The organism is Microbacterium sp. zg.B48 (assembly GCF_024623505.1).
GTDB lineage: Bacteria > Actinomycetota > Actinomycetes > Actinomycetales > Microbacteriaceae > Microbacterium.
The window spans coordinates 68804-93727 of record NZ_JANJFE010000012.1 but is presented as its reverse complement, the minus strand read 5'-3'; the positions used below and the strand labels follow the sequence as shown (position 1 = coordinate 93727).

28 protein-coding genes and 2 tRNA genes are annotated in these 24924 nt (G+C 69.5%); 13 read left to right on the top strand and 17 right to left on the bottom strand.

Annotated elements, in window-relative coordinates:
• From NQ152_RS09510 to NQ152_RS09500, 3 genes are all read right to left on the bottom strand, one after another.
• Entirely contained in the window at nucleotides 1–753 is a 753-nt protein-coding gene (locus NQ152_RS09510; RefSeq protein WP_257523793.1) for an SDR family oxidoreductase, read from the bottom strand.
• Entirely contained in the window at nucleotides 750–1289 is a 540-nt protein-coding gene (locus tag NQ152_RS09505) for a gamma carbonic anhydrase family protein (protein WP_257502124.1), read from the bottom strand. Before NQ152_RS09505 ends, NQ152_RS09510 begins: the two co-directional genes overlap by 4 nt.
• A gap of 67 nt (nucleotides 1290–1356) precedes the next feature.
• The gene (locus NQ152_RS09500) at nucleotides 1357–3510 is read right to left on the bottom strand and encodes an acyltransferase family protein (RefSeq protein ID WP_257523792.1); all 2154 of its coding nucleotides are present in this window, start codon (nucleotides 3508–3510) and stop codon (nucleotides 1357–1359) included.
• 170 nt (nucleotides 3511–3680) lie between these two features.
• Here NQ152_RS09500 and NQ152_RS09495 point away from each other — a divergent pair, with 170 nt between their 5' ends.
• The gene (locus NQ152_RS09495) at nucleotides 3681–4166 is read left to right on the top strand and encodes a Dps family protein (protein ID WP_257502122.1); all 486 of its coding nucleotides are present in this window, start codon (nucleotides 3681–3683) and stop codon (nucleotides 4164–4166) included.
• Nucleotides 4167–4231: 65 nt separating this feature from the next.
• On the opposite strand, the gene NQ152_RS09490 is transcribed toward NQ152_RS09495, so the two are convergent.
• The 4 genes from NQ152_RS09490 to NQ152_RS09475 are packed head-to-tail and all read right to left on the bottom strand — an operon-like array spanning nucleotide 4232 to nucleotide 7934.
• Nucleotides 4232–5728 carry an amidohydrolase family protein gene (locus NQ152_RS09490; protein WP_257523791.1) on the bottom strand — a complete coding sequence of 499 codons (1497 nt, stop codon included), beginning with the start codon at nucleotides 5726–5728 and terminating at the stop codon, nucleotides 4232–4234.
• Nucleotides 5725–6360, bottom strand: a complete 636-nt coding sequence (locus tag NQ152_RS09485; protein ID WP_257523790.1) for an FMN-binding negative transcriptional regulator — start codon at nucleotides 6358–6360, stop codon at nucleotides 5725–5727. Before NQ152_RS09485 ends, NQ152_RS09490 begins: the two co-directional genes overlap by 4 nt.
• 30 nt (nucleotides 6361–6390) lie before the next feature.
• Nucleotides 6391–7389 carry an Fpg/Nei family DNA glycosylase gene (locus tag NQ152_RS09480; protein WP_257523789.1) on the bottom strand — a complete coding sequence of 333 codons (999 nt, stop codon included), beginning with the start codon at nucleotides 7387–7389 and terminating at the stop codon, nucleotides 6391–6393.
• A complete protein-coding gene (locus tag NQ152_RS09475; protein WP_257523788.1) occupies nucleotides 7389–7934 on the bottom strand; it encodes a ribose-5-phosphate isomerase in 546 nt (181 codons plus the stop codon). Before NQ152_RS09475 ends, NQ152_RS09480 begins: the two co-directional genes overlap by 1 nt.
• A 178-nt stretch (nucleotides 7935–8112) precedes the next feature.
• Between NQ152_RS09475 and pepN the strand changes: the two genes are divergently transcribed.
• The 4 genes from pepN to NQ152_RS09455 all read left to right on the top strand — a co-directional run bounded on the left by pepN (nucleotide 8113) and on the right by NQ152_RS09455 (nucleotide 13954).
• A complete protein-coding gene (pepN, locus tag NQ152_RS09470) occupies nucleotides 8113–10656 on the top strand; it encodes an aminopeptidase N (protein WP_257502117.1) in 2544 nt (847 codons plus the stop codon).
• A gap of 68 nt (nucleotides 10657–10724) precedes the next feature.
• On the top strand, nucleotides 10725–11798 hold the full coding sequence (locus NQ152_RS09465) for a mechanosensitive ion channel family protein (RefSeq protein ID WP_257523787.1): 1074 nt from the start codon (nucleotides 10725–10727) through the stop codon (nucleotides 11796–11798).
• A complete protein-coding gene (locus tag NQ152_RS09460; protein ID WP_257523786.1) occupies nucleotides 11795–12247 on the top strand; it encodes a globin in 453 nt (150 codons plus the stop codon). The genes NQ152_RS09465 and NQ152_RS09460 overlap by 4 nt, the downstream gene beginning before the upstream one ends.
• A gap of 36 nt (nucleotides 12248–12283) precedes the next feature.
• Nucleotides 12284–13954 (top strand): FAD-binding dehydrogenase, encoded by a 1671-nt coding sequence (locus tag NQ152_RS09455; protein ID WP_257523785.1) that lies wholly within the window; start codon nucleotides 12284–12286, stop codon nucleotides 13952–13954.
• Here NQ152_RS09455 and NQ152_RS09450 read toward each other — a convergent pair.
• Nucleotides 13951–14625, bottom strand: coding sequence for a hypothetical protein (locus NQ152_RS09450; RefSeq protein WP_257502113.1), 675 nt, complete (start codon nucleotides 14623–14625; stop codon nucleotides 13951–13953). The genes NQ152_RS09455 and NQ152_RS09450 overlap by 4 nt on opposite strands.
• A gap of 139 nt (nucleotides 14626–14764) precedes the next feature.
• On the opposite strand from NQ152_RS09450, the gene NQ152_RS09445 reads away from it, so the two are divergent.
• Nucleotides 14765–15625 carry an acyl-CoA thioesterase II gene (locus NQ152_RS09445; RefSeq protein WP_257502231.1) on the top strand — a complete coding sequence of 287 codons (861 nt, stop codon included), beginning with the start codon at nucleotides 14765–14767 and terminating at the stop codon, nucleotides 15623–15625.
• Between the two features lie 19 nt (nucleotides 15626–15644).
• Here NQ152_RS09445 and NQ152_RS09440 read toward each other — a convergent pair whose 3' ends face one another.
• The 4 genes from NQ152_RS09440 to NQ152_RS09425 all read right to left on the bottom strand — a co-directional run bounded on the left by NQ152_RS09440 (nucleotide 15645) and on the right by NQ152_RS09425 (nucleotide 18986).
• Nucleotides 15645–16151, bottom strand: a complete 507-nt coding sequence (locus NQ152_RS09440; RefSeq protein WP_257502112.1) for a thioesterase family protein — start codon at nucleotides 16149–16151, stop codon at nucleotides 15645–15647.
• Nucleotides 16144–17826: an energy-dependent translational throttle protein EttA gene (ettA, locus tag NQ152_RS09435; protein WP_257502111.1), complete on the bottom strand. Its 1683-nt coding sequence runs from the start codon at nucleotides 17824–17826 to the stop codon at nucleotides 16144–16146. The genes NQ152_RS09440 and ettA overlap by 8 nt, the downstream gene beginning before the upstream one ends.
• 62 nt (nucleotides 17827–17888) lie before the next feature.
• Entirely contained in the window at nucleotides 17889–18404 is a 516-nt protein-coding gene (locus tag NQ152_RS09430) for a hypothetical protein (RefSeq protein ID WP_257523784.1), read from the bottom strand.
• A gap of 45 nt (nucleotides 18405–18449) precedes the next feature.
• On the bottom strand, nucleotides 18450–18986 hold the full coding sequence (locus NQ152_RS09425) for a single-stranded DNA-binding protein (protein WP_257502109.1): 537 nt from the start codon (nucleotides 18984–18986) through the stop codon (nucleotides 18450–18452).
• Between the two features lie 241 nt (nucleotides 18987–19227).
• On the opposite strand from NQ152_RS09425, the gene NQ152_RS09420 reads away from it, so the two are divergent.
• Nucleotides 19228–19491, top strand: coding sequence for a hypothetical protein (locus NQ152_RS09420; RefSeq protein WP_257523783.1), 264 nt, complete (start codon nucleotides 19228–19230; stop codon nucleotides 19489–19491).
• An 11-nt stretch (nucleotides 19492–19502) separates the two neighbouring features.
• On the opposite strand, the gene NQ152_RS09415 is transcribed toward NQ152_RS09420, so the two are convergent.
• A complete protein-coding gene (locus NQ152_RS09415) occupies nucleotides 19503–20927 on the bottom strand; it encodes a PLP-dependent aminotransferase family protein (RefSeq protein WP_257523782.1) in 1425 nt (474 codons plus the stop codon).
• A gap of 62 nt (nucleotides 20928–20989) precedes the next feature.
• Between NQ152_RS09415 and NQ152_RS09410 the strand changes: the two genes are divergently transcribed.
• Nucleotides 20990–21604: a YitT family protein gene (locus NQ152_RS09410; protein WP_257523781.1), complete on the top strand. Its 615-nt coding sequence runs from the start codon at nucleotides 20990–20992 to the stop codon at nucleotides 21602–21604.
• A gap of 6 nt (nucleotides 21605–21610) precedes the next feature.
• On the opposite strand, the gene NQ152_RS09405 is transcribed toward NQ152_RS09410, so the two are convergent.
• On the bottom strand, nucleotides 21611–21823 hold the full coding sequence (locus NQ152_RS09405) for a methyltransferase (RefSeq protein ID WP_257502105.1): 213 nt from the start codon (nucleotides 21821–21823) through the stop codon (nucleotides 21611–21613).
• Nucleotides 21824–21930: 107 nt separating this feature from the next.
• Nucleotides 21931–22003 (bottom strand) — tRNA-Arg (locus NQ152_RS09400).
• 89 nt (nucleotides 22004–22092) lie between these two features.
• Between NQ152_RS09400 and orn the strand changes: the two genes are divergently transcribed.
• The 5 genes from orn to NQ152_RS09375 all read left to right on the top strand — a co-directional run bounded on the left by orn (nucleotide 22093) and on the right by NQ152_RS09375 (nucleotide 23977).
• The gene (gene orn, locus NQ152_RS09395; protein ID WP_257502104.1) at nucleotides 22093–22719 is read left to right on the top strand and encodes an oligoribonuclease; all 627 of its coding nucleotides are present in this window, start codon (nucleotides 22093–22095) and stop codon (nucleotides 22717–22719) included.
• A gap of 38 nt (nucleotides 22720–22757) precedes the next feature.
• A tRNA-His gene (locus tag NQ152_RS09390) sits at nucleotides 22758–22833 on the top strand.
• Nucleotides 22834–23184 carry a metallopeptidase family protein gene (locus NQ152_RS09385; protein WP_257523780.1) on the top strand — a complete coding sequence of 117 codons (351 nt, stop codon included), beginning with the start codon at nucleotides 22834–22836 and terminating at the stop codon, nucleotides 23182–23184. It abuts the tRNA gene before it with no gap.
• A complete protein-coding gene (clpS, locus tag NQ152_RS09380; RefSeq protein ID WP_257523779.1) occupies nucleotides 23175–23483 on the top strand; it encodes an ATP-dependent Clp protease adapter ClpS in 309 nt (102 codons plus the stop codon). The genes NQ152_RS09385 and clpS overlap by 10 nt, the downstream gene beginning before the upstream one ends.
• Complete coding sequence (locus NQ152_RS09375; RefSeq protein ID WP_257502101.1) at nucleotides 23480–23977, top strand: DUF2017 domain-containing protein; 498 nt, start codon at nucleotides 23480–23482, stop codon at nucleotides 23975–23977. Before clpS ends, NQ152_RS09375 begins: the two co-directional genes overlap by 4 nt.
• Before the next feature lie 7 nt (nucleotides 23978–23984).
• Here the strand turns inward: NQ152_RS09375 and NQ152_RS09370 are convergent, their stop codons facing one another.
• Entirely contained in the window at nucleotides 23985–24578 is a 594-nt protein-coding gene (locus NQ152_RS09370; RefSeq protein WP_257523778.1) for a hypothetical protein, read from the bottom strand.
• Nucleotides 24553–24873 carry a hypothetical protein gene (locus tag NQ152_RS09365; protein WP_257502099.1) on the bottom strand — a complete coding sequence of 107 codons (321 nt, stop codon included), beginning with the start codon at nucleotides 24871–24873 and terminating at the stop codon, nucleotides 24553–24555. The genes NQ152_RS09370 and NQ152_RS09365 overlap by 26 nt, the downstream gene beginning before the upstream one ends.
• Nucleotides 24874–24924: the final 51 nt, after the last annotated feature.

Genomic DNA, 24924 nt, shown 5'->3' with positions numbered 1-24924 from the left:
TCAGATCGAGATGGAGAAGCCGCCATCCGCGCTGAGCAGCTGACCGGTGACCCACCGGCCGCGCGGGGAGACCAGGAAAGCGACGACCTCGGCGACGTCGGCGGGTGCGCCCAGGCGTCCACCCGGCTGCATGCCGGTCAGCGTGGCACGCACCTCGTCCGTCATCCATCCGGTGTCGATCGGACCGGGGTTGAGCACGTTGGCCGAGATCCCCTGAGGCGCCAGTTCGCGGGCGGCCGAGATGACGATCCGATCCAGCGCGCCCTTGCTGGCCCCGTAGGGCAGGTTGCCGGTGGTGTGGTCGCTGGTGAGCGCGACGATCGCACCGCCCGCATCGGCCTGCTGCGCGAACTGCCGGATCAGCAGCCAGCTGGCCCGCGCATTGACGGCGACGTGTCGGTCGAACTCCTCGACGGTGGTGTCCAGGATCCCGGACTCCACGTCCCACGCGTGCGAGAGCACCAGTCCGGACACGGTGCCGAGCTCAGCATGCGCCGCGTCGAAGAGGGATGCCGCGGCATCCGTGCGCTGCAGATCGACCGGGATGTCCACGATCCGCGCGCCGGCATTCCGCGCATCGGCGATCACGGCCTCAAGGCCCCGGGCCGCGTCAGCACCGAAGATGGCATCGTCAGCCGGCTGCCAGCGGCTGAGCGCGAGATCCCACCCCTCGCGGGCCAGTGCCCGCGCGATGCCGGCGCCGATCCCCTGCGGGCGGCCGACGCCGGTGACCAGCGCGACCGGTCTGCTCATGCGCCGGACTCGGCCTCGGCGTGGCGGACGCTGTGGGTGCGGTATCCGTCGGCATTGCGCAGGATGCTCTCCCGCTCTTCGGCGGTCAGCTCCCGCCGCACCTTGGCCGGGACGCCGGCGACCAGCGATCCGGCCGGGATGATCGCCCCTTCGAGCACCACCGCGCCGCCGGCCACCAAACAGCCCTCGCCGATCACCGCTCCGGAGAGGATGACGCTGCCCATCCCGATCAGGCAGCCGTCGCCGATCGTGCAGCCGTGGACCACCGCGTTGTGCCCGACCGACACGTTCTCGCCGATGACGACCGGGTGGCCGCGGTCGACGTGGACGGAGACGTTGTCCTGGATGTTGCTGCCGGCACCCACCGTGATGCTGTCGCCGTCGGCGCGCAGGACCGCGTTGTACCAGACGCTGGCGCCCTCGTGGAGGGTCACGGCCCCGATCACGCGCGCACCGGCGGCGACGAACGAGGTCTCTGCGGTGTCGGGCGTTGCGTCGCCGAAGGGAAGGACGGAGGCCTGCGAGGAGACGGTCATGCCTTCGACCATATCGCCGCAGACGCGGCGCACCGTGACGCGCGAACCGCGCCCCGCCCACCGACGCTCACCCCGCGCTGGGCACCCCCCTGCCGAGCGCGTCGCTCAGCGCGGCCGTGTACCAGGGCGCGAGCGTGTCGGCGAAGGTCACGGTGAGGTGGTCCTGGTCCCGGTAGACGTTGGCACCGCCGATGACCGGGGAGCACAGCTGCTCACCGCAGAACACGCCGGTGAAATCGAGCAGGGTCACCCCGGGCACGCCCTCCGCGGCATCCCGCAGGGGATCGTCCGCGACCAGCAGCTGCGCGCGGGGCCCGTCGCATTCGCTCAGGGAGCGGGTGCGCAGGCACTTGTTCGGATCGGTCTCCCACACCGGGTTGTCCACCACGGTGACCACCGGGATGCCGCGGTCCAAGACCTCGCCCCACGCGTCGCGGTAGCCCGCCACCGCGGCGTCGTGTGCGGAGTCGTAGCCGGCCGAGGAGTACGGGGTCGTGGCGATCGCCGCCGTGAAGACGGCGTCCAGATCGCGGTCCGCCAGTTGGGCGCGCACCCCGTCGCGCCACTGCGTGCACGCGGCGCTGAACGCGCCGGGTGTGGACAGCGGCGTGGTGTTCCACGGGCATGCGCCCTTGAAGTAGGTGACCAGGTGCCATCCGTTCTCGTCGGCCATGCGCTGGAAGGTCGACAGCAACTGGTACGCGTGGCTGTCGCCGATGAGCGCGATGCGCGGTGCGTCCGGGGCGTCGGAGCCGAACTCGCACGAGACCGGGCTGGCGTTGTTGAGCTGGACGAAGCACTGCTCGTCGGCGGGACGGTCCACACCCGCGAATCCCGGTGCCGGCAGAATCGTGTCGCCGAAGTCCGCGCCCCCGCAGACGGCATCCATCCCGACCGCTGCACCGAAGCACGCCGGTGGGTTCTCACGCAGCTCCTGGATGGCGCGCACGCCCTCGCTGTAGGTCGGCGCGTTCACCGCCCAGGCACCACCGGCGGCGCCGGCGACCACCAGCATCGCGGCCAGCGAGGACCACAGCGTCACCCGGGCCGGACGCGACGTGAGGACCTTCCAACCGCGCGCCGGGTCCTCAACGAACCGCTTGGTCAGCCAGGCCAGGAGGAAGCAGATGCCGAGCAGCGCGACGCGGTGATAGATCGTCAGCCCCCAGAAGGGCACCGACGGGGCGATGATGATCAGCGGCCAGTGCCACAGATACAGCGAATAGGAGATGTCGCCGACGAATTGAGCGGGTCGCAGCGCGAGCAGGCGCGTCGGGTACCACCACCGCTCGGTGTTGGTCGCCGCGATCACCGCGGCGGCAGCGAGGGTCGGCAGCGCGGCGGCATACCCGGGGAAGGGCGTCTGTCCGTCGAATCGGAAGATCACGAAGACGAGGACGGCGATGCCCGCCCAGCCGAGCACGAAGCTTGCGACCGCGTTGCGGATCCGCAGCGCCGGAACCAGGGCGACCATCGCCCCGATGCCGAACTGCCACATCCGACCGAACGTCACGAAGTACGCCGGTGCCGGATCGGTCAGCGTGAAGACCACGCAGAAGGCGAAGGACAGCACGGTCACCGCGGCGAGGGCGATGATGACCGCGCGGCGACGCGATCCGCGGAACCACTTCACGGCCACCCACGCCGCCAGCAGCATGATCAGCGGCCACATCACGTAGAACTGCTCTTCCAGCGACAGTGACCAGTAGTGCTGGACGGACGTCGGTTCCCCGCCGTGGTTCAGGTAGTCCGCGGAGTTCAGGGCCAGGTACCAGTTCTCGACGTAGAAGGTCGAGGCGAGGATCTCGCGCACCTCGTTCGGCAGGGCCGAAGTGGGTGTCAGGTAGGGCGACATCGCGACCAGCGCGCAGAAGAGCAGGACGAGGAGGGATGCCGGCAGCAGGCGTCGCGCGCGTCGGGCCCAGAACTGTCCGAGCCGAACGGTGCCGGTGGCGCTGAGCTCGCGCATGAGGTGTCCGGTGATCAGGAACCCGGAGATGACGAAGAAGATGTCCACGCCGACGTAGCCGCCCGAGAACCGTGCCGGCCAGAAGTGGTAGAGCACGACCGCCAGCACGGCGATGGCACGCAGCCCCTGAACGTGCGGGAGGAACCGCGACGGTTCGGCATGCTCCGGCGAGCGGTCGGTCGGCTCACGCCGAACCGGCCGCGACGGATCGGCCAGATGCTGCGGTCCGAGGTCATGATCGGCGGAGGGCACCCCTCGACGTTAGTCGCTGAGGCCGCGCATTCCGGCTCGACCCGTCGGGAGGACCCGGCCGGGTTAGCCCAGCCTGTGCTTGCTTGCGGAATGCGCCCCGCTGAGTACCGTTGCAGCAAGCAGGCAGCCCGCGTCCCACGCGCACGAGCTGCCAGATGGAGGCGAAAGAGATGACCAAGATGCAGACAATCCCCGCAACAGCCGCCGATCCGACGGTCGCAGCAGGAGCTGCCCAGTTCCTGACCCCGGTTGCGCTCGGGCTGCAGGCGCTGGCCGTGAACGGCAAGCAGGCGCACTGGAACGTGCGCGGTGCGAATTTCATCGCGATCCACGAACTTCTCGACACCATCGTGGCGCACGCGCAGGACGGCGCCGACCTGGCCGCCGAGCGGATCGTCGCTCTCGGACTGCCCATCGACGCCCGCCTGTCGACGGTGGCCGCGAAGGTCCCGACCTCGCAGGTCCCGGCCGGCTTCACGCAGTGGGAGGCCATGATCCGCGGCGTGATCGCCGACATCGATGCCGTGCTGATCGACGTCAAGGCGGCCATCGACGGGCTCGACGAGGTCGACCTCGCCAGCCAGGACGTGGCGATCACGATCCGCGAGTCGCTGGACAAGGACCGCTGGTTCCTCTTCGCGCACCTCGCGGAGTAGCACCGACACATGACGAAGCCCCCGGTCCGTTCAGACCGGGGGCTTCGTCGTGTCAGGCACGAGGGTCACGCGCGGTGCGTCACGCGTCCGGCCAGGAGTGTCGCCGCAACGCCCATCCGCCGCAACTCGGGCTCACCCGCGCTGAGCGGATCGCGCTCCACCAGGACCAGGTCGGCGCGGGCGCCCGGTTCGGTCGCCGCCGCGGCGGTCGATCCGCCGTGGGTGGATGCGGCCAGCGCGGTTTCGGCATCGATCGCCTGCTCCGGATGCCACGGCTGCCTTCCATCGCGCGTCCGGAACGTCGCGGCGGCGATCGCCGCCCACGGGTCCAGCGGCGAGACGGGCGCGTCGGAGCCGAACAGCAGGTTCGCGCCGGAATCGGCGAGGGCGCGCAGCGGATACGGCAGCGCGGTCTGCCCCGCCCAGATCGAGTCGGTCAGATCGCGGTCGTCGATCGCATGCTCCGGCTGGACGCTCGCGCCGACGCCGAGCCGCGCGAACCGCGGGATGTCGGCGTGGGCCACCAACTGGGCGTGCTCGATGGTGCCGACGGCGCCGGTGAGCGCGAACGCGTCCAGCGCATGCGTATTGGCGGTGTCGCCGATGGCGTGGATCGCGCAGGCGAGCCCGGCGCCGGTCGCCGCGGTCATCAGCTCGCGCAGTGTCGCCTGATCGACCGCGAGCACGCCGTGGTTGTGCGGATCTCCCGGGTACGCGTGCGAGCACGCCGCCGTACGGGTGCCGAGCGAACCGTCGGTGATCACCTTGAGCGCTCCGACGCGGGCCAAGCCGGAATCCTCGCCGCGCACCGGGTCACCGGTGCGCAGTCCTTCGGCGATCGCACGCTCCAGGAGCTCCGGGTAGATGCCGAACTCCACCCGCAGCGTGTCGAACCCGCCGCGCAGGCGCCGCGCCCACGCGGACTCGTTCCACGCCATATCCAGGTCCACGATGCCGACGACGCCTCGAGAGGCGGCATCCCGAGCAGCCTGCGCCACCAGCGCGTCGCCGGAGTCGGGGTCGACATCGTTGAGTCGCCGCGAGATCTCGAACGCGGGGCCCTCACGCAGGATGCCGATGCCGTCGGGCCGGTGACCCTCGCGGCGCAGCGCCGCCGTGTTCAGCCACACGCTGTGCACGTCCGCGTTGATCAGATACGTCGGAACGTCGCCGGTGGCTGCATCCAGCACGTCCAGGCTCGGCGTGTCCGGCCAGAGTGCGTCGCGGAAACCGGTGCCGACGCGGCGACCGTCCCCCAAGGTCGCCGCCCGTCCCATCAGGCGGGCGGCGTGCGCGGCCGACTCCGCGCCGATCAGCGGCACGCGCTGGGAGATCAGCGCCCACTGCATGACGTGCACGTGGTGATCCCACAGCCCCGGGATCAGCCAGCCGCCGTCCGCGTCGAGCACCTCGCCGCGCGGCGCCAGGACACCGGCCGGTGCGATGTCGGAGATGATCCCGTCCTGCAGGAAGACATCGACCGGCCCGTCCGTCGGAAGCAGGGCGCGCCCGGCACCCGAAACGCGGGCGCGTGCGATCGTCCCGACCGTCGCACCGATCACGCGCGCGCCATCGCCTCGTGGGCGCGGCGCATCTCGGCGGCCAAGGCGGGATTGGCGTACGGGCCGTCGCCCTCGAGTTGGGCGATCACGGTCTCCACGACCTCAGCGGCCTTGTTCTGGCTCAGCTTGCGTTTGGCCACGATCCTCGTGGGAGTCAGGCGGAAGCCGATGGTCCCGCGCTCGAGGCGCTCGACGAACGCGGGATCGTTCGGTCGTTCCCACATCATCCGCGGCTCCGGCAGGCGGGACTCGAACCGCGTCACCAGACGATCCAGCACCGCCAGGTTCTCCTCGGGAGTGAGCACCTCCGGGATGCCGGACAGGTGCGCGGAGACGAAGTTCCAGGTGGGCACGCTCTGCGCGTCGCCGTACCAGCCGGGCGAGATGTAGCCGTGCGGACCCTGCACCACGACCAGCAGCTCACCTGCGCCCAGGCCGTGGATCATGTCGTCCGGCTTGCCGACGTGTCCGACGATGGTCAGATCGTCCCGGCCCTCGTCCAGCAGCACGGCATAGTGGGAAGCGACGAGGCCGTCCTGCGTATCGCTGACCAGGGTCACCCACGGGTTGCGGTCGATGAGGCGACGCAGCTCCGCGACATCCGTCATGGTGAAGCTCGGGTTCTGACGCATGCTGACCATGCTACGGTCCGTCGCACCGCCTCACCTCTGGCAGTAGGGGCACCAATACAGCTTGCGGGTGGCCATCTCCTCGACCGCGATCGCCGTGCCGCAGACCCGGCAGGGCAAGCCCGCGCGGTGGTACACCCAGTGGCGATCGTCACGGCTGGCCATGGCCGCGCGGTACGCCTCCGGATCCAGGTCGTCCATCGTCATCATCTGCCCGGTCTCCACTCCGATCGCGAGCAGGCGGACCCAGTCGTGCCACAGGTGTCGCAGCACGTCGTCGGGGACATCGCGTCCCGGTGTGTGCGGGTTCTGCCTGGCGCGGAAGAGCAGTTCCGCGCGGTACACGTTGCCGATGCCGCTGACCACGCTCTGATCCATCAGCAGCTGGCCGATCGGGGTGGGCTTGCGCCGCGCGACTGCGACGAACCGCTCCTCCCCCTCAGCGATGTCGTCCACCAGCGGATCGGGCCCGAGCTTCGCGATCGTGGCGGCGACCTCGTCGGGCGTCTGCAGCTCACAGGCAGTCGGTCCACGCAGGTCCGCGCAGGTGAGGTCGGTGAGAAGCCGCAGCCGGACCTGGCCGACCACCGGAGGCGGCCAGGCGTCCCCGTCGTCGGCGAGGCCGGTCGTCTGCTCGGACATGCGCACGCGCACGCGGGCACGGCGCGGTGCTCCGATCGAGGTCAGTGAGTTCTCGCCCGCGGCATCCAGGATCGGGGCATCCAGCGCCGTGCCGCGCTGGTTGGTCTGACCCATCCGGCCGTTGGCCGCTGCGATCGTCGGGTCCGCCTCGATCTCGCCGGCGAAGTCCCACGCCCCGTACATGCCCAGGTGGACGCGGAGCCACAGATCGTCGTCGAACTCCAGGAACATCTGCTTGCCCACCGCACGCACCGCCGTCGCGGTGCGACCGCTGAGGATGTGCGCGCCTTCGGCGAACCTGCCTTGCGGACTGGATGCGGCGACCGTGCGCCCGACGAAGTTCCGGTCGAACTGTCGGGCGATCCGGTGGACGGAATGCCCCTCCGGCATCAGCCGGCTTCGGGGTCGAACGAACTGTCGGCGGCGGCGAGCACGTCGGGTCGTCCGGCGCCGGCCCGCGGGTCCGGTTCCAGCACACCGTCGCGCTCGAACGCCGCGATCTGCGCGATGCGACGCGCGTGGCGCTCCTCGCCGGAGAACGGCGTGGCGACGAATCGATCGATGAAGGATGCCGCCTCTTCGAAGGTGTGCTGGCGGGCCCCGATCGCGATGACGTTCGCGTCGTTGTGCTCTCGGGCCAGCTCCGCCGTGGCGATGCTCCACACGAGTGCCGCACGGATGCCGCGGACCTTGTTCGCGGAGATCTGCTCGCCGTTGCCCGACCCGCCGAAGACGACTCCGAGAGCGTCGATCCCGGCCTCCTGATCGGCGATGACCGCCTGAGCGGCGCGGATGCAGAACGCCGGGTAGTCGTCGAGGGGCTCGTATTCGAGCGGACCGTGATCCACGACGTCGTGCCCCTGACCCGCGAGGTGGTGCTGCAGCTGGGTGGAGAATTCGAGGCCGGCGTGATCGGTCGCGATGTGGATGCGCATGGCCCTCAGTCTACGGAGCCGCGGAAGTGGTGGGCGGGCCGCGACGCCCTCGCGTGAGGCGATCTCGACGCGACGCAGCCGGTCACGGGAGGGCGCCCTGACGTAGGCTGGGGAGGTTGCCAGCGCCGGCCATCCGCCGCTCTCGTGACATCCGAACCCCTACACATCGGGAGCTGCCGTGCCTGGAGAGAACCTCACCCGCATCGAGGCGCAGGAGCGCCGCGCGATCGTCGACACCCACTCGTACGACGTCGCGCTCGATCTGACGAAGGGCGCCGAGGTCTTCGGCTCGCGCACGGTCGTCACCTTCTCCGCCACCGAGGGCGCCGACACATTCATCGACCTGATCGCACGCGAGGTCCACTCCATCACGCTCAACGGCCGCGACGTGCCCGTGTCGGCGTTCGCCGACTCGCGGATCGCGCTGACCGGCCTGGAGCGTGAGAACGAGCTGATCGTGGACGCGGACTGCCTCTACACGAACACCGGCGAGGGACTGCACCGCTTCGTGGACCCCGTCGACGAGGAGGTCTACCTCTACTCGCAGTTCGAGGTTCCCGATTCACGTCGCGTCTTCGCCGTATTCGAGCAGCCCGACCTGAAGGCCGCGTTCCAGTTCACCGTCACCGCTCCGGAACCGTGGAAGGTCGTCTCCAACTCCCCCACCCCCGAGCCGAAGAAGCACGGTGACGGCCGGGCGACCTGGACGTTCGAGCCCACACCGCCGATCTCCTCCTACATCACCGCCATCATCGCCGGCCCCTACGAGGAGATCTTCTCGGAGCTGACCAGCGCCTCCGGCCGCGTCATCCCCCTGGGCGTGTACGCGCGCAAAAGCCTGTGGCAGTTCCTGGATGCCGATTACATCTTCGAGAAGACCCGCCAGGGCTTCGCGTACTACGAGGAGAAGTTCGACTACCCGTATCCCTTCGCCAAGTACGACCAGCTGTTCGTTCCGGAGTTCAACGCGGGCGCGATGGAGAACGCCGGCGCGGTGACCTTCACCGAGTCCTACGTCTTCCGCAGCAAGGTCACCGACGCCATCAAGGAGCGCCGCGTGGTGACGATCCTGCACGAACTGGCGCACATGTGGTTCGGCGACCTGGTCACCATGAAATGGTGGAACGACCTGTGGCTCAACGAGTCCTTCGCCGAGTGGGCGTCGACGATCGCCACCGCCGAGGCCACCGAGTGGACCGAGGCCTGGACGACCTTCAACGCGATGGAGAAGACCTGGGCATACCGTCAGGACCAGCTCCCCTCCACGCACCCCGTCGTGGCCGAGATCGCAGATCTCGAGGACGTCCAGGTCAACTTCGACGGCATCACGTACGCCAAGGGCGGTTCGGTGCTCAAGCAGCTGGCCGCATGGGTGGGCATCGAGGCGTTCTTCGCCGGGGTCGCGCAGTACTTCCAGAAGAACGAATGGGGCAACACCGAGCTGTCCGACCTGCTCTCCGAGCTGGAGGCGACCAGCGGCCGCGAGCTGGGCACGTGGTCCAAGAAGTGGCTCGAGACGGCAGGAGTGAACACTCTGACGCCGGTGATCTCCGCGGACACGGACGGCACGATCACCCGGTTCGCCATCTTGCAGACCGCCCCGGCGGACTATCCCACGATCCGCCCGCACCGGCTCGGAGTCGGCTTCTACAACGTCACGGACAACGGTCTCCAGCGCGCGCACCACGTCGAGCTGGATGTGGACGGCGACCTCACGGAGGTGCCCGAGCTGAAGGGCCAGAAGCGCCCCGACCTGGTCCTGCTGAACGACGAGGACCTCGCCTACGCGAAGATCCGGCTCGACGAGCGCTCGCTCGCCACCGCGATCGAGCACCTCGGCAGCATCACCGACCCGCTCGCCCGATCGCTGGTGTGGGGTGCGGCGTGGGACCAGACCCGCGATGCCGAATCCTCCCCCAGCGCGTACATCGATCTCGTGCTGCGCAACATCGGCAGCGAGACCGAGTCCACGACGGTGCGCACCACGCTCGGCCAGCTGCAGCTCGCCGCGAACGCCTACGTGGCGCCCGAGAAGCGCACGGCGGCACGCGAGAAGGTGGCGGACGGGCTGTGGGCGCTCGCGCAGGCGGCCGAACCGGGCAGCGACAGCCAGCTCCAGTTCGTGACCGCGTTCGCGACCGCGGCGTCGACGCCTGAGCACTGGGCGATCGTGGCGTCCCTGCGCGACGGCGAGCGGACGCTGGAGGGTCTCCAGATCGACACCGACCTGTCCTGGCAGCTGCTGATCTCCCTCGCGGCCGGTGGGGTGGCGCACGAGAAGACGATCGATGCGGCGCTCGCCGCCGACAACACCGCCAAGGGCGGGGAGTTCGCGGCGCAGGCGAGGGCATCGATCCCGCAGCCGGCCACCAAGCGCGCGGCGTGGAATTCGATCATCGAGAACGATGACCAGCCGAACACGATCGTGCGCTCCACGGCGCTCGGGTTCCAGCATCCGGCCACCGTCGGCCAACTCGGCGATTTCATCCAGCCGTACTTCGACATGCTGCTGCCGATCTGGGAGTCCCGCTCCTACCAGATCGCGCAGTACATCATCGTCGGGCTGTATCCGGCGCCGCTGGCGAACCTGGAGCTGCGCGACGCGACGCGGGCGTGGCTGACGGCCAACGGCGCTGCCTCCCCCGCGCTGCGTCGGCTCGTGGAGGAGAACCTCGCGGGCGTCGAGCGCGCCCTGGCCGTGCAGGCCCGCGACGCGGAGTGACGATGTGATCGGACGCCTCGGCCCCGCACTCAGGCGGCGCCGAGGCGTCCCTCGTTAGGATCGTGACGATGATGTGGACTGCTGCGGACCCGACGATCACCAACCCCGAGTTCTGGGCCGAGGTGGGCCGCTTCTTCGCCGAAGCGGGATGGAACGTCGTCCGCGTGCTCGCGATCCTGCTCGGCGCCTTCCTGATCGGCTGGGTCCTCAGACTGGTCATCCGCCGTGTCGTCGGGCGCATCGTGAACGGCGCAAAGAGCAAAGCCAACGTGGATGACACGCAGGCGCTGGATCGCTCACCGCTCGCGTCGATCCGTCTGGTGCAGCGCACGCGCACCCTCGGATCGATCCTGCAGAACATCGTGAACGTGTCGATCGTCGTCGTCACTCTGCTGCTGATCGTGAACGTGCTGGCGCCGAACGCCCTGGCCTCGCTGACCCTGCTGACGGCGGCGATCGGCGCCGGCCTGGGTTTCGGCGCGCAGAACATCGTCAAAGACGTGCTCAACGGAATCTTCATCGTCGCCGAGGACCAGGTCGGCATCGGGGACGTCGTCGATCTCGGTCTGGCGACCGGCATCGTGGAGTATGTCAGCGTGCGCGTCACCACCGTGCGCGACGTCAACGGCACCCTCTGGTACGTGCGCAACGGCGAGATCACCCGAATCGGCAACATGTCGATGGGCTGGTCCCGGGTGATCGTGGACCTCGCCCTGCCGGTGGGCGCGGACATCCCCGAGGTGGAGGCTGCGCTGCTGCAGACCATGCAGGACCTCGCGAAGGATCCGAAATGGCGAACCCGTGTGATCGACAAGCCTGAGGTCTGGGGTCTGGAGTCCGTCTCCGGCGACGCGCTGATCATCCGGCTCGTGATGAAGACCCGCGCCAACGCGAAGGATGACGTCGCGCGAGAACTGCGGATGCGCGTGCTCAACATGGCCGAGAACCTGGGGCTCACGCTGCCGCAGCTCAACTCGATCACCCTGAGCGGCCTGGACGGAGCGCAGCGGGTGCGTGGCGCGAACCCCCCGAAGACTCGCCCGACGAAGGTCACCACCGATCCGGCGCCGCCGGATCGCGCCGTGTGGCGGCCCAAGCGCACGCTCAAGAAGCCCCCACAGACACCCGAAGGACCCCGATGAGCATCAGCTTCTACGATGAGGTCGGCGGTCACGAGACCTTCGTCCGACTGGTCGACGCGTTCTACCGGGGCGTCGCCGACGATCCGGTGATGCGGCCGATGTATCCCGAGGACGACCTGGAACCCGCCAAAGAGCGCCTGACGCTGTTCCTCGAGCAGTACTGGGGCGGGCCGGGCACCTACAGCGAGCAGCGCGGCCACCCACGGCTGCGGATGCGGCACGCGGCGTTCCATGTCAACCCCGACGCGCGGGACCGGTGGCTCGCCCACATGCGCGTCGCGGTGGACGAGCTGAAGCTCGCGCCGCTGCATGAGGAGACGCTGTGGGACTACCTGCAACGGGCCGCCTTCGCGATGGTCAACACCTTCGAACCGTCCGGCATCGGTCCCTCGGCCGGCGGGCGCAGCACGACCGGACTGCCCCTCTCACCGCAGACTCCCCCGCACTGACGCGCTGAGCTGCACCGCCCCGACGAAGGAGTCGCCATGCCCGCATCCCCCACCTCGCACTCCGCTGACATCCTGGTGATCGGATGGGGGCTGGCCGGACTCGTCGCCGCCGCCGAGGCCCTCGCGGCCGGCAAGCGGGTTCTGCTCGTGGACCAGGAGCCGCGGACCAACCTCGGCGGGCAGGCGTGGTGGTCCTTCGGCGGTCTGTTCTTCATCGACTCGCCCGAGCAGAGCCGGATGGGGATCAAGGACTCCTTCGCGCTCGCGCACCAGGATTGGTTCGGCACCGCCGGATTCGACCGCGACGAGGACGCGTGGCCGCGGCGCTGGGCCGAGGCGTATCTGCAGTTCGCCCACGAGGAGAAGCGATCGTGGCTACGGCAGAAGGGCATGGGGTTCTTCCCCGTCGTCGGCTGGGCCGAACGGGGCGGCTACACCGCGACCGGACCGGGCAACTCCGTCCCGCGCTTCCACATCACCTGGGGCACCGGACCCGGCGTGGTGGCCCCGTTCCAATCCGCCGTCGAGGACGGCGAAGCGCGCGGTCTGCTGACGATCCTGCCCCGCCACCGCGTGCACACGCTGACGAGTGCGGACGGTGTGGTCACGGGCGCTGCCGGCGAGATCCTGGCCCCGTCCGGCGCCGCCCGGGGCATGGCCAGCTCACGCGAAGTGGTCGGAGCGTTCGAGATCACCGCGGGAGCCACCATCGTCTCCTCGGGCGGGATCGGCGGCAACCACGAGATGGTCCGTGCGCAGTGGCCTGCCCGTCTCGGCGAGCCGCCCTCCGCGATGCTCTCGGGCGTCCCGGCGTACGTCGACGGTTCCATGCTCGCCGTCTCCGAGCAGGCCGGTGCCCGCCTGATCAACGGCGACCGGATGTGGCACTACGTGGAGGGCATTCAGAACTGGGATCCGGTGTGGCCGCTGCACGGCATCCGGATCCTGCCCGGTCCCTCCTCCCTGTGGCTGGATGCGACCGGGCGGCGACTGCCCGTGCCGCTGTTCCCGGGCTTCGACACGCTCGGCACGCTTGCGCACCTGCGCACCACCGGCCACGACCACAGCTGGTTCGTGCTGTCGCGGCAGATCATCGAGAAGGAGTTCACGCTCTCCGGCAGCGAGCAGAACCCCGACCTGACCGGTCGTGACATCCCGCTCCTGGTGAAGTCCCGCCTCGGCAAGGGCGCGGCCGGTCCCGTCCAGGCCTTCATGGACAGCGGAGCCGACTTCGTGGTGCGCGACAACCTGGATGACCTCATCGCCGGGATGCGGGCGCTGCCCGGCGGCGAGGTGCTGGATGCCGCGGTGATGCGCACCGAGGTCGAGGCCCGCGATCGGGAGATCGAGAACGACTTCACCAAGGACGCGCAGATCGCGATGCTCCGCTCAGCCCGCTCGTACCGAGGCGATCGCCTGGTCCGCACGGCCAACCCTCACCGCATCCTGGACCCGAAGGCCGGTCCGCTCATCGCGGTGAAGCTGCACATCCTGACCCGCAAGTCACTGGGCGGCATCGAGACGGACCTGCAGAGCCGTGCCCTCGCAACCGACGGCGCGCCCATCCCGGGTCTGTACGCCGCCGGTGAGGCGAGCGGGTTCGGCGGCGGCGGGGTCCACGGATACCGTGCGCTGGAAGGGACATTCTTGGGCGGATGCCTCTTCTCGGGCCGCATCGCCGGCCGGGCCGCCGCCGCGGCGGTCTAGGCTGCTGCGCCCGTCGTACGCACGTCCGTCATGCCGACGCGCGCGGGTCCGCGCAGCAGCACGTGGCCCCTGCGCAGCGTGAGGCGCGTCCACGCGCCGCCGGTGCGGAGCACGCCCTCCTCCTCGCCGACGATGAACCCCAGCGTGAATGCGGCGAACGCGACGCCCAACGGCAGCCCGCCCAGTGCGTCATCCGGCACACCCCAGACCGCTGCGCGCACCGCGCGGACGGCGTCCTCACCCGGATTGTCCGGCAGCGCCTCGGCCACCGCGGTGATCCCCCACTGGGCACGCGCCGCCAGGAGGGACGTCCCGATCGTCCCCGTCTGCACCCAGCCGCCCCGCGGGGGTGTCACGCCCGTCCACGAAGGAGACAGACCCACGTCCGGAAGCAGCAGCTGCGCGGCATCGTCATCCGCCGGGACCAGCTGGGACGCGTCGACGACCACATCGCAGATGAGTTCGGGGTCGACCGGCACGGTGCGCATCGCCAGCACCGTGGGCGTCGCATCCAGCAGTCCGCGGGGGGCGAAGGGGGCCGACGTCATCACCAGAGTGCCGTCCACTGCGCGCAGTCGTACCGCACCGTCGCCGACGCGGGCCGTGCGCCCGGCGAACGTCAGGGCATCCACCGCGGCGGCGGCTTCGGTGAAGATCAGGCGCTGGGGCATCCGCCCTAAACTACCAACGATGGCGGGGCGCTGCCCCGCCGCAGAGACGAGAGAGCCTGTGACCCAAGAACAGCCACCGACCTCCGCGGATCAGCCTGCCACGGACGACTTCGTCCCCGATCCCGATCCGGTCGGATCGATGCTCGCCGTGCTCGACCTGTCGCACTCGGGTGCGCGCACCACAGAGGACATCTTCACGGGTGTCTCGCAGTCCATGCCGTACGGTCGCGTGTTCGGAGGTCAGGTCCTCGCGCAGTCGATCGTGGCCGCCGAGCGCACCACCCCCGAGGGACGCGCGGCGCACTCCATGCACGGCTACTTCCTCCGGCCGGGCGACGCGTCCAAGGGCATCACTTTCGCCGTGGACCGCATCCACGACGGTCGGTCCTTCTCCACCCGGCGCACCCAGGCGTTCCAGGAGGGTGTGCCGATCTTCTCCATGATCGCGTCCTTCCAGGACGAGGGCCCCGGAGTCGAGCACGCCGAGCCGATGCCCGAGGGACTGCCCGCCCCGGAGGATCTTCCCGATCTGGAGGCTCAGCTGGCCGGCGTGCATCCGATGTCGCGGCGGCTGTTCGTGGACCGCCCGCTGGACCTGCGCCACATCCCATCGTCCATCTATCTCACCGCGGAGGATGAGCCCGCGCCGCGCCAGGCCGTCTGGGTCCGGACACGGCGGGCGCTTCCCGCCGATCAGAGGACCCACCGAGCGGTGCTGGCCTATCTCAGCGACCTGACGATCCAGGAGTCGATCCTGCGCGCTCACGGCATCGCCTGGGCCACACCCGGCCTGAAGGTGGCGAGCCTGGATCACGCCATGTGGTGGCATCGTCCCGGCCTGGCCGATGACTGGATGCTGTACGTGCAGGAGTCCCCGAGCGCGCGCGGCGGGCGCGGCCTGGCGACCGGGCGGATCTACTCCCGAGACGGGACCCTGATCGCCAGCGTCGCGCAGGAGATCATGGTGCGTGTTCCGGCCGAGTCCTCGGGCGGGCGCTGATCCTCAGCGACGGTGCTCCTCAGCGACGGTGCGCGTACGCGATGGGCTCGCCCAGATACGGCGTCCAGGCCTGCCGCTGTTCGTCGGTCAGTCGCACGGGTCTGCCCGTGGCGGCATCCACCATCACGACGACGGCCGAGGCACGGGCGTACAGCTCCTGCTGGGCCGAGGTGGCGGGGCTGAACACCTCGTAGCAGACCTCGATGCTGGAGCCGCCGACCTTGCCGAACCAGAGCTGTACGTCCAGCGGATTGCGCTGGTACGGCACCGGACGCAGATACTCGATCTCCTGCCGGGCGACGAGCGTCAGCGTACCGGTGTCGATCCCGGAGTCCAGAACCGCGGTCGGCGGCGCCTCCTCGTCGATCCCCGGGCGCCAGAACGCGCGAATGCGCACCTCTTCGAGGAGTTTCAGCATCGCGGCGTTGTTGACGTGATTGAACGCGTCCAGATCGCCCCAGCGCAGGTTGATCGCAATGTGGATTCGCCGGGCGGATGCCGCTGCCCGGGTCGGCTCATCAGTCACGGGTGAGCTTGCGGTACGTGGAGCGATGCGGCTTGGCCGCATCCGGTCCCAGGCGCTGGATCTTGTTCTCCTCGTACGCCTCGAAGTTCCCCTCGAACCAGTGCCACTTGTCGGGCTCCTCTTCGGTGCCCTCGTACGCCAGAATGTGCGTGGCGATGCGGTCCAGGAACCACCGGTCGTGAGTGATGACCACGGCGCAGCCGGGGAATTCCAGCAGAGCGTTCTCCAGGCTGCCGAGCGTCTCGACGTCCAGGTCGTTCGTCGGCTCGTCGAGCAGCAGCAGGTTGCCACCCTGCTTGAGAGTCAGCGCCAGGTTGAGGCGGTTGCGCTCACCGCCGGAGAGGACTCCGGCCTTCTTCTGCTGATCCGGGCCCTTGAACCCGAACTGCGAGACGTACGCGCGCGACGGGATCTCGACCTTGCCGACCTGGATCCAGTCCTGGCCGTCGCTGACGACCTCCCACAGCGACTTGTTCGGGTCGATCCCGCCGCGAGTCTGGTCCACGTACGAGATCTCGACGGTCTCGCCGACCTTGAGCTGCCCGCCGTCCAGCGGCTCCAGTCCGACGATCGTCTTGAACAGCGTGGTCTTGCCGACGCCGTTGGGCCCGATGATGCCGACGATGCCGTTGCGCGGCAGCGTGAAGCTCAGTCCGTCGATGAGGCTGCGGCCGTCGAAGCCCTTTTGGAGGTTCTTCGCCTCCAGGACGAGCTGTCCCAGGCGCGGCCCGGGCGGGATCACGATCTCGTCGAAATCGAGCTTCCGCGTGCGGTCCGCCTCCGCGGCCATCTCCTCATAGCGTGCCAGACGCGACTTGGACTTGGTCTGGCGGCCCTTGGCGTTGCTGCGCACCCATTCCAGCTCGGATGCGAGCCGCTTGGCGAGCTTGGCGTCCTTCTTGCCCTGGACCTGGAGCCGTTCCTGCTTCTTCTCGAGGTAGGTCGAATAGTTGCCCTCGTACGGGTAGAGCCGGCCGCGGTCGACCTCGCAGATCCATTCCGCGACGTGGTCGAGGAAGTACCGGTCGTGCGTGACGGCCAGCACGGCGCCGGGGTACTTGGCGAGGTGCTGCTCGAGCCACTGGACGCTTTCGGCGTCGAGGTGGTTGGTGGGCTCGTCGAGGAGCAGGAGATCGGGCTTCTGCAGCAGGAGCTTGCACAGCGCGACGCGGCGCTTCTCGCCACCGGAGAGGTTCGAGACGATCGCCTCGGACGGCGGCGTGCGCAGCGCGTCCATCGCCTGCTCCAGTTGCGAGTCCAGATCCCACGCATCAGCGGCGTCGATCGCCTCCTGGAGCGTGCCCATCTCGGCCAGCAGCGTGTCGAAGTCGGCATCCGGATCGGCCATCAGCGCCGAGATCTCGTTGAAGCGGTCGAGCTTCTCCTTGATCGGACCGACGCCCTGCTGGACGTTCTCCAGCACGGTCTTGTCCTCGTCCAGCTCCGGCTCCTGCATGAGGATGCCGACGCTGTAGCCGGGGCTGAGCTTCGCCTCGCCGTTGCTCGGGGTGTCGATCCCCGCCATGATCTTCAGAATCGTGGATTTTCCGGCGCCGTTGGGTCCGACGACGCCGATCTTCGCTCCGGGGAGGAAGGCCATCGTGACGTCGTCAAGGATCACCTTGTCGCCGACAGCTTTGCGGGCGCGGACCATCGAGTAGATGTATTCAGCCATATCCGCTCCAGTCTACGGGGCGGTCATGTGCCCGAGATCCGCCCGGGTGGGCCGAGACACGCTCACCAGTCGATGGGACGCGTGGCACCCACCAGGCACTTCCCGTCGCCCAGACCGGGAGTCACCACGGTCACCGGAGCACCTGACGACGGGCCCACCTGGCCGACCAGACAGTCCGCACCCCACCGGACGGCGAACTGGATGCTCTCGGCCGGGTTGCCGATGGTGGTCTGGTCGGGCGTGACCTGCATGGCCGCCTTGTCGAACCCCGCTGCCACCAGAGCATCGACATACGCGCGTCCGGACACGTTCTCGGGACCGGCCCAGACGGCAGCGGTGACGCTGGTGAACAGCGGCAGGTTGTCCTCCGCGCTCCCCTCGGGGATCAGCGCCGGGCCGGCGGGCACCGCGGCCGACGGAGATGCCTCCGGCGCCGCCGTTGCGGTTGCGCTCGGCGGCGGACTGCTCGCCGTCTGCGAATCGGAGCATCCGCTCAGCACCAGTGCCGCGCCGAGTCCGACAGCGAGGAGGACGAACGATGCGGGGCGCGCACGGCGACGCTCGGGGTGGCGGGACACGGACAGAGTCTAGGTGGGCCGCCCCGAGCGCTTTCTGTGCGCCGGTCAGAACGGGGCCTCGACGCCGGCCAGCGCCAGTCGGTCAGCCGACTCCGACCCGGTGGCCGCCTGCGGGGCGACCGTGTCCGCATCCAGGCTCTGCTGGGCAGGGCTCCCCCACGCCGGGTCGGCGACGTCGGCCGGCGCCCAGGCATCCCCCGCCGGCTCGGACGGCGATGCCACCGCAGCGGGCGCATCGCGGGTGAACACGGACGTGCCCCAGAACAGGTCGTGCCCGATCGCTTCCAGGTCGATCTCCATCGCGGTGCCCTTGCTCTCGCCGGTGTCCCAGGACCTGATGCGCAGTCGACCGGTCAGGATCACCCGGTCCTTCTTGCGCAACGACTGGAAGGCGTGCTCGGCGAGCCTGCGGTACGCCGAGACGGTATACCAGTTGGTGCCGCTGTCCGTCCACGCGCCGGTGGAGCGATCGAAACGGCGCTGCGGACTGGCGACGCGGAATGTGGTGATCGGCAGACCATTGGGGTTCTTCCGCTCCGGGTCGGTCCCGATGATTCCGACGATCGTGATGGTGTCGCTCATGTCGCATCCTCTCTGCCCGAGGACCGTCCCCGGGTCGCGCCGATGCCCGAGTGCCCGTCGGGCACCGGCGCCATCTCAGACTGCGCGGACCGAGCACGGTCCGGGGCCTGAGGGTGGCGCTCTGCGCAGAACGGGTCGCCCCTGGCGCCCTGGGGAGGAGCCGACGGGGTTGCCCTCGCTCGTCACGCTGGGCGATGTCGGAGGTCGAACGTATCTTCGACCTATCGGAGAGGAGCACGACATGAGTCTCATCCTGGAAGAGCCCGCACCGGGAACACCGAACCTGTCCCGCGCCCGCGGCGTCCGCCTGATTCGAGCCGCGCCCGCGCTCTGGCGGATCGTGGACGGCCGTGGCCTGGTCCTGGGTCACCTCCGGGCGATCGGCCAGGGCGCGCAGCTGAGGTACAGCGCCCGGCGCTTTCACGCACCGAGCCGCGCGTTCCTCGAACTCGGCGAATTCTGGTCGGCCGACGACGCCGTGGAGTGCGTGACGTTCAGCCGGTGACCGACTGCAGCTCAGACCACCGAGTCCAGTTGGTCGACGATGGACACCGGAGCCCCTCCGCGCACGCGAGGCCATGCCTCGGCGAGGATCGAGACGGCGCGGACGAGTTCATCCGGCGAGCCGGTGAAGGGAATCCGCAGATGCCGGTCGTGGCCACCATCGACAGAGAATCTCGGGCCTGCGGAGAGCAGCAGGCCCCGCGAGCGCACGTCCATGACCAGAGCGGAGCTGAGGGGCGCGTCCAGCTCGAGCCAGAGCGACACCCCGCCGTGCGTCCGCGGTACACGCCACTCCGGCAGGTCCGCCGCCAACGCGGTCAGGACGGCATCCCGCCCGGCCCGCAGGACGCGGGACCGCTGCGCGACGACGGCGGCGTACTCGGGCAGCACCGCTGCGGCAACCGCCTGCTCGAACTCGGGGGTACCCAGGTCCTGCGCGGGACGCGCCGCTACCAGGCGACGGATGAGGTCTGCTTCGGCGCGGATCCATCCGATGCGCAGTCCCCCCCACACCGTCTTTCCGAGGGAGCCGACGCGCACCGTCAGTGCCGGGTCCCCGTCCAAAAACCCGGGTGAGAGTGCTCCGCGGTCGATGTCCAGGTCGGCCGTGGTCTCATCCAGCACCAGGACGGTGCCGGTGCGATCGGCCGCGCGGGCGAAGGCAGTGCGGTCGATCTCGGTCATCGATCGGCCCGTGGGGTTCTGGAAATCGGGCATCAGGTAGCCCAGCACGGGCAGTGTGCGCGCGAACGCCTGCTCCGCGCGGTCCAGATCCCAGCCGTCATCGGTCGTCACCGGCACACCGACCAGGCGCGAGCCGGCGCGCCGGAAGGCGTCGGCGGCGTGCGGGTAGGTCGGGGTCTCGATCAGCACCCGATCGCCCCGCCCGAGCAGGACGGCGGCCAGCAGGTGGATGGCGCTCTGGGCGCCCGTGGTGACGATCACCTCGCCGGCGGATGTGGGGATGCCGCGGTCGCGGTACCGCGCCGCGATCGCCTCCCGCAGCTCGGTCCGTCCGAGGACGTCGTATCCGACGCGGGAGACCAGGGCCGCCGCGGATTGCGCCACCTCCGCCACCACGCCGGCCAGGCCGGGCCAGGCCGGCGGGCTCGCCTGCTGCAGGTCCACCGCGCCCTCGGTGGACGGGGCGCGTCCAGGGTCGCGGCGTCGCAACGGGAGGGTGACGCTGCCGGACCCGCGCGTGCTGGCGATATGCCCGGACTCGCGCAGGCTGCGATACGCGGCCGCCACCGTGCTGCGGCTCACCCGCAGTCCGGCCGAGAGCTCACGCTCGGCCGGGAGTGCCGTCCGCGGAGCAAGCCGGTTGTCCAGGCACAGCAGCCGGATGCCGTCCGCCAGAGCCTCGTAGGCGGGTTCTCGGGTGCGCCAGCCGCCGAGTGCCGCGGACAGCGCACGTGCCGATATCCGTGAGTCCATGCAGCCACCATACCGACATTGGACTGGTCGGTACGGTCCACTTTTGGGATTGGATAGCAGACATGCCCCGTCGCGTCCTGCAACTCCTCGTCGGCCTGTTCCTGTACGGAGCGGGGTGCGCGTTGACGGTTCAGGCCGGACTGGGCATCGACCCGTGGACGGTCTTCGCTCAGGGCATCTCCCTCCACACCGGCATCGGCATCGGCTGGGTCACGAACATCCTCGGCTTCGTCGTGCTCCTGCTGTGGATCCCGCTCCGTCAGAAGCCGGGCATCGGCACGGTGGCGAACATCCTGCTGGTGGGCACGAGCATGCAGGTGGTGCTGTGGCTCATCCCCCCGGTGACGGGCTTCGCCGCGCAACTGGGCGTGCTGGTAGCCGGCATCCTCCTCGTCGCCGTGGCGTCCGGCCTGTACATCGGCGCGCGGTTCGGGGCCGGGCCGCGGGACGGTCTGATGACCGGGTTGCACGCGCGTCTGGGCTGGCCGATCTGGATCTGCCGCGTGGTCGTGGAAGCGACGGTGCTCGCGGCCGGCTGGGCGCTCGGCGGCACCGTCGGGATCGGAACCGTGCTGTTCGCGGTGCTCATCGGACCGCTCGTGCATGTCGCGCTGCCGCTCCTGGACACCGCACCCGCCGCACGCGCGGCCGCACCCGCGCGACGCGACGGGCGCTGACGCGAGTCAGTGCTCGCGGAACTGCGGCCAGTCGCTGCCGGGTGTCATCCGCGAGTGCAGAGCGTTCTTGGCGATCTCCATCGACGGATACGTCCCCGCCGAAGCGTCGGCTCCCGCCATCGTCACGGTGTACCCGGCGTCGTCCCTGCGGATGCTGCCGACGACACCGGAGTTGCCGTAGGCCACCCACAGTCCATGGCGCGCTTCGGCCGTGCTCATCATCGAACCCCTTCCGTCCCTCCGACCATACGACCGCGGCGCGAGAGCCGCCAGTGCCACGCGGACCAGCGGAGCGGGAGCCCATTCGGCGGCCGGACGGGGACGAGTGCCCCCGACAGGACTCGAACCTGTGACCGGCGGATTAGAAGGCCGCTGCTCTATCCACTGAGCTACGGAGGCGCGAAACCAGCGTATCGCGCCCCCGCGGGAGGATCCGGTGCCCGCCGGCGGGCAGGGCGTGTCCCGAGCCCCTGACTAGGATGGAGCGCATGGTGGGGGCTTCGGAAAACGACAGACTCGTGTGGATCGACTGCGAAATGACGGGTCTCGATCTGGCGATCGACGAACTCGTCGAGATCGCGGTCGTCGTGACGGACTTCGAGCTTCGGCCGCTCGACCCGGGTTTCTCGATCGTCATCAAGCCCGACGACACGGCGCTGGCCCACATGAACGACTTCGTGACCGCCATGCACGAGAAATCCGGGCTGCTCACCGAGATCCCCGACGGCGTCAGCGTGGCCGAGGCCGAGTTCGAGGCGCTCGAGTACATCCAGCGCTTCGTCCCCCTCGAGGGCAAGGCACCCCTGGCCGGGAACACCATCGGCACCGACCGGATGTTCCTGGCGAAATACATGCCCCGCGTCGACCGCTGGCTGCACTACCGCAATGTCGACGTGTCCAGCGTCAAAGAGCTCAGCCGACGCTGGTACCCGCGCGCCTACATCCACGCTCCCGCCAAGGGCGGTGGCCATCGTGCGCTGGCGGACATCCGCGAATCCATCCTCGAGCTCGCGTATTACCGCTCCGCTGTCTTCGTGCCCGAGCCGGGGCCGACCAGCGACGGCGCGCGGGCTGCGGCGGCTGCCGCCGTTTCGTCTTTCGCGCCCGGAGTATGAGAGAATTTCCTGGTTCCTCCGCACACGCGGTGGACATGGTGGGTATAGCTCAGTTGGTAGAGCGCGGCCTTGTGGTGGCCGATGTCGCGGGTTCGAGCCCCGTTACTCACCCCAATGCTTGAGATGGATGCCTCGGCATTCGAGGCCCTTGTGGTCGACGAACTGGATAGGCTTCCCGACGACATGGTCGACGGACTGGATAACGTGATCTTCGTCGTGCAGGATCGCCCGGACGACGGGAGTCTGGATCTGCTCGGCCTTTACGACGGCTGGGCGCTGACCGAACGCGACCGCTACGGTTCCGGCGAACTGCCCGACCGCATCATCCTGTACCGGGAGCCGCATCTCGCTGTCTGCGACAGCATCGGTGATCTCCGGGACGAGGTGCACACGACCCTCGTCCACGAGATCGCGCATTTCTACGGAATCGACGACGAGCGCCTGCACGAACTGGGATGGGCGTGATGGCCAACCCCGCCGCGCCCGACGTGGTCGAAGACCGCGACATCCGACTCGACGAACAGGTTCGTCGCCCGTGGCAGACGGTCGTCTGGAATGACCCGGTGAACCTCATGAGCTATGTCACGCACGTGTTCCGGGAGTACTTCGGGTTCGACCGACCGCATGCGGAGCGTCTGATGCTGGCTGTCCACCACGACGGGCATGCCGTCGTCGCCGAAGGGGCCAGGGAGCAGATGGAACTGCACGTTCAGGCGATGCACGACTACGGTCTGTGGGCAACGCTGCGGCAGGCACCCCAGTGAGCGGCGCCCGGACGGTCGTGCTGGAGCTGACGCGGATGGAGGCGGCTCATCTTGCCGGTCTCGTCCAGCAGTTCGCCGAGCTGCTGGACGGAGCCCACAGCGCGGGCGGCGACCCGGCGATCGCTCGTCTGGTGCCGGATGCCTATGCCGATGACGCCACGGCCGCCCAGGAGTTCCGAGACGTGACCGAACAGGATCTGCTCGACCGCCGCCGCGATGACGCCGATCGGGTGCTGGCCTCGCTGCATGACGCCGCCGTCCTGCCGGACGCGCCCGCGGAAGACGTGGCGATGGAGATCGTCGAGCTGCGCCTCGATCCCGAGGACCTGAGGTCGTGGCTGCGTTCTCTGGCCGCGATCAGACTGGTGCTGGCGACCCGGCTGGACATCCGCACCGAGGAGGACCACGACGTGGACGATCCGCGATTCGGCATCTACGAGTGGCTCGGGTACCGGCTGGACGGGCTCGTACAGGCCGCATCCGAGGACGACTGAAACTGCGTCACGGGATCGCGAACACGAGGGTTGCGCGGCTGGTCGGTGCGTCGCGAAGAAGGTGTCTCTCCTCCTGCTCGGCCCAACGCGGCCAGTGCGGACGATACGCGTCGCCGTCGCGATGCAGGGCGCGGCGCATGCGTGAGGACGGCGGTGACTCCAGCCAGACGCGCACATCGGCGAGCTGAGAGGTGGATGCGGTCAGCAGACCGGAGCCTTCCACGATGAGCGGAAGAGACGGGTCCACGGCATGCGCCTCGGCGTGGGCAGAGGCATCCCAGTCCCACCGCTCCCACACGCCCATCATCCCGCGGGCGTGCGGGCGCAGGATCAGCTCGCGAGCGGCCTCGACACCGTCAGCCAGGCCATCCCAGCCCGGGTACAGCGAATCGAGCGCCACCAGTTGAACGCGACCCCGCAACGGCCAGCGCGCGACCAGCCGGCGCGCGAGCGTCGTCTTGCCGGATCCGCTTCTGCCGTCGATGAGCACGACCGGGTTGGCTGCCGCGACACCGACGATGGCCTCGCGGATGTGCGCAGCGGCGACGTCGAGCGCGGCGGAGAAGGGGTCGGCGCTAGCGCTTGAGAGCGCGGATGACACGGCTGAGTGCGCGACCGGCGACCCACACGAAGGGGATTGCGACTGCGAGGAAGGACACGACGTTCGGCTCGAACCGCAGATCGTCGCCGCGGCGGATGTAGGCACCCAGGGGGACGGCGTATCCCCCGCCACCCCCGCCGCCGTTGCCCGACTCATCGGAGCCGCCACCGAATCCTGACCACGTCAGCGCGACCGGGACGATGCGGACTCCGTCGATGTCCGTCTGCTCGCCGTAGGCGCTCTTCACGCCGAAGGTCGCGGACTGCTTGCCGAGTTCGAGTGCGATGTTGGGCATGGCTCAACGGTACCGGGCTGGAGGCGGCATGCCCAGAGCCACGGCGGGGTC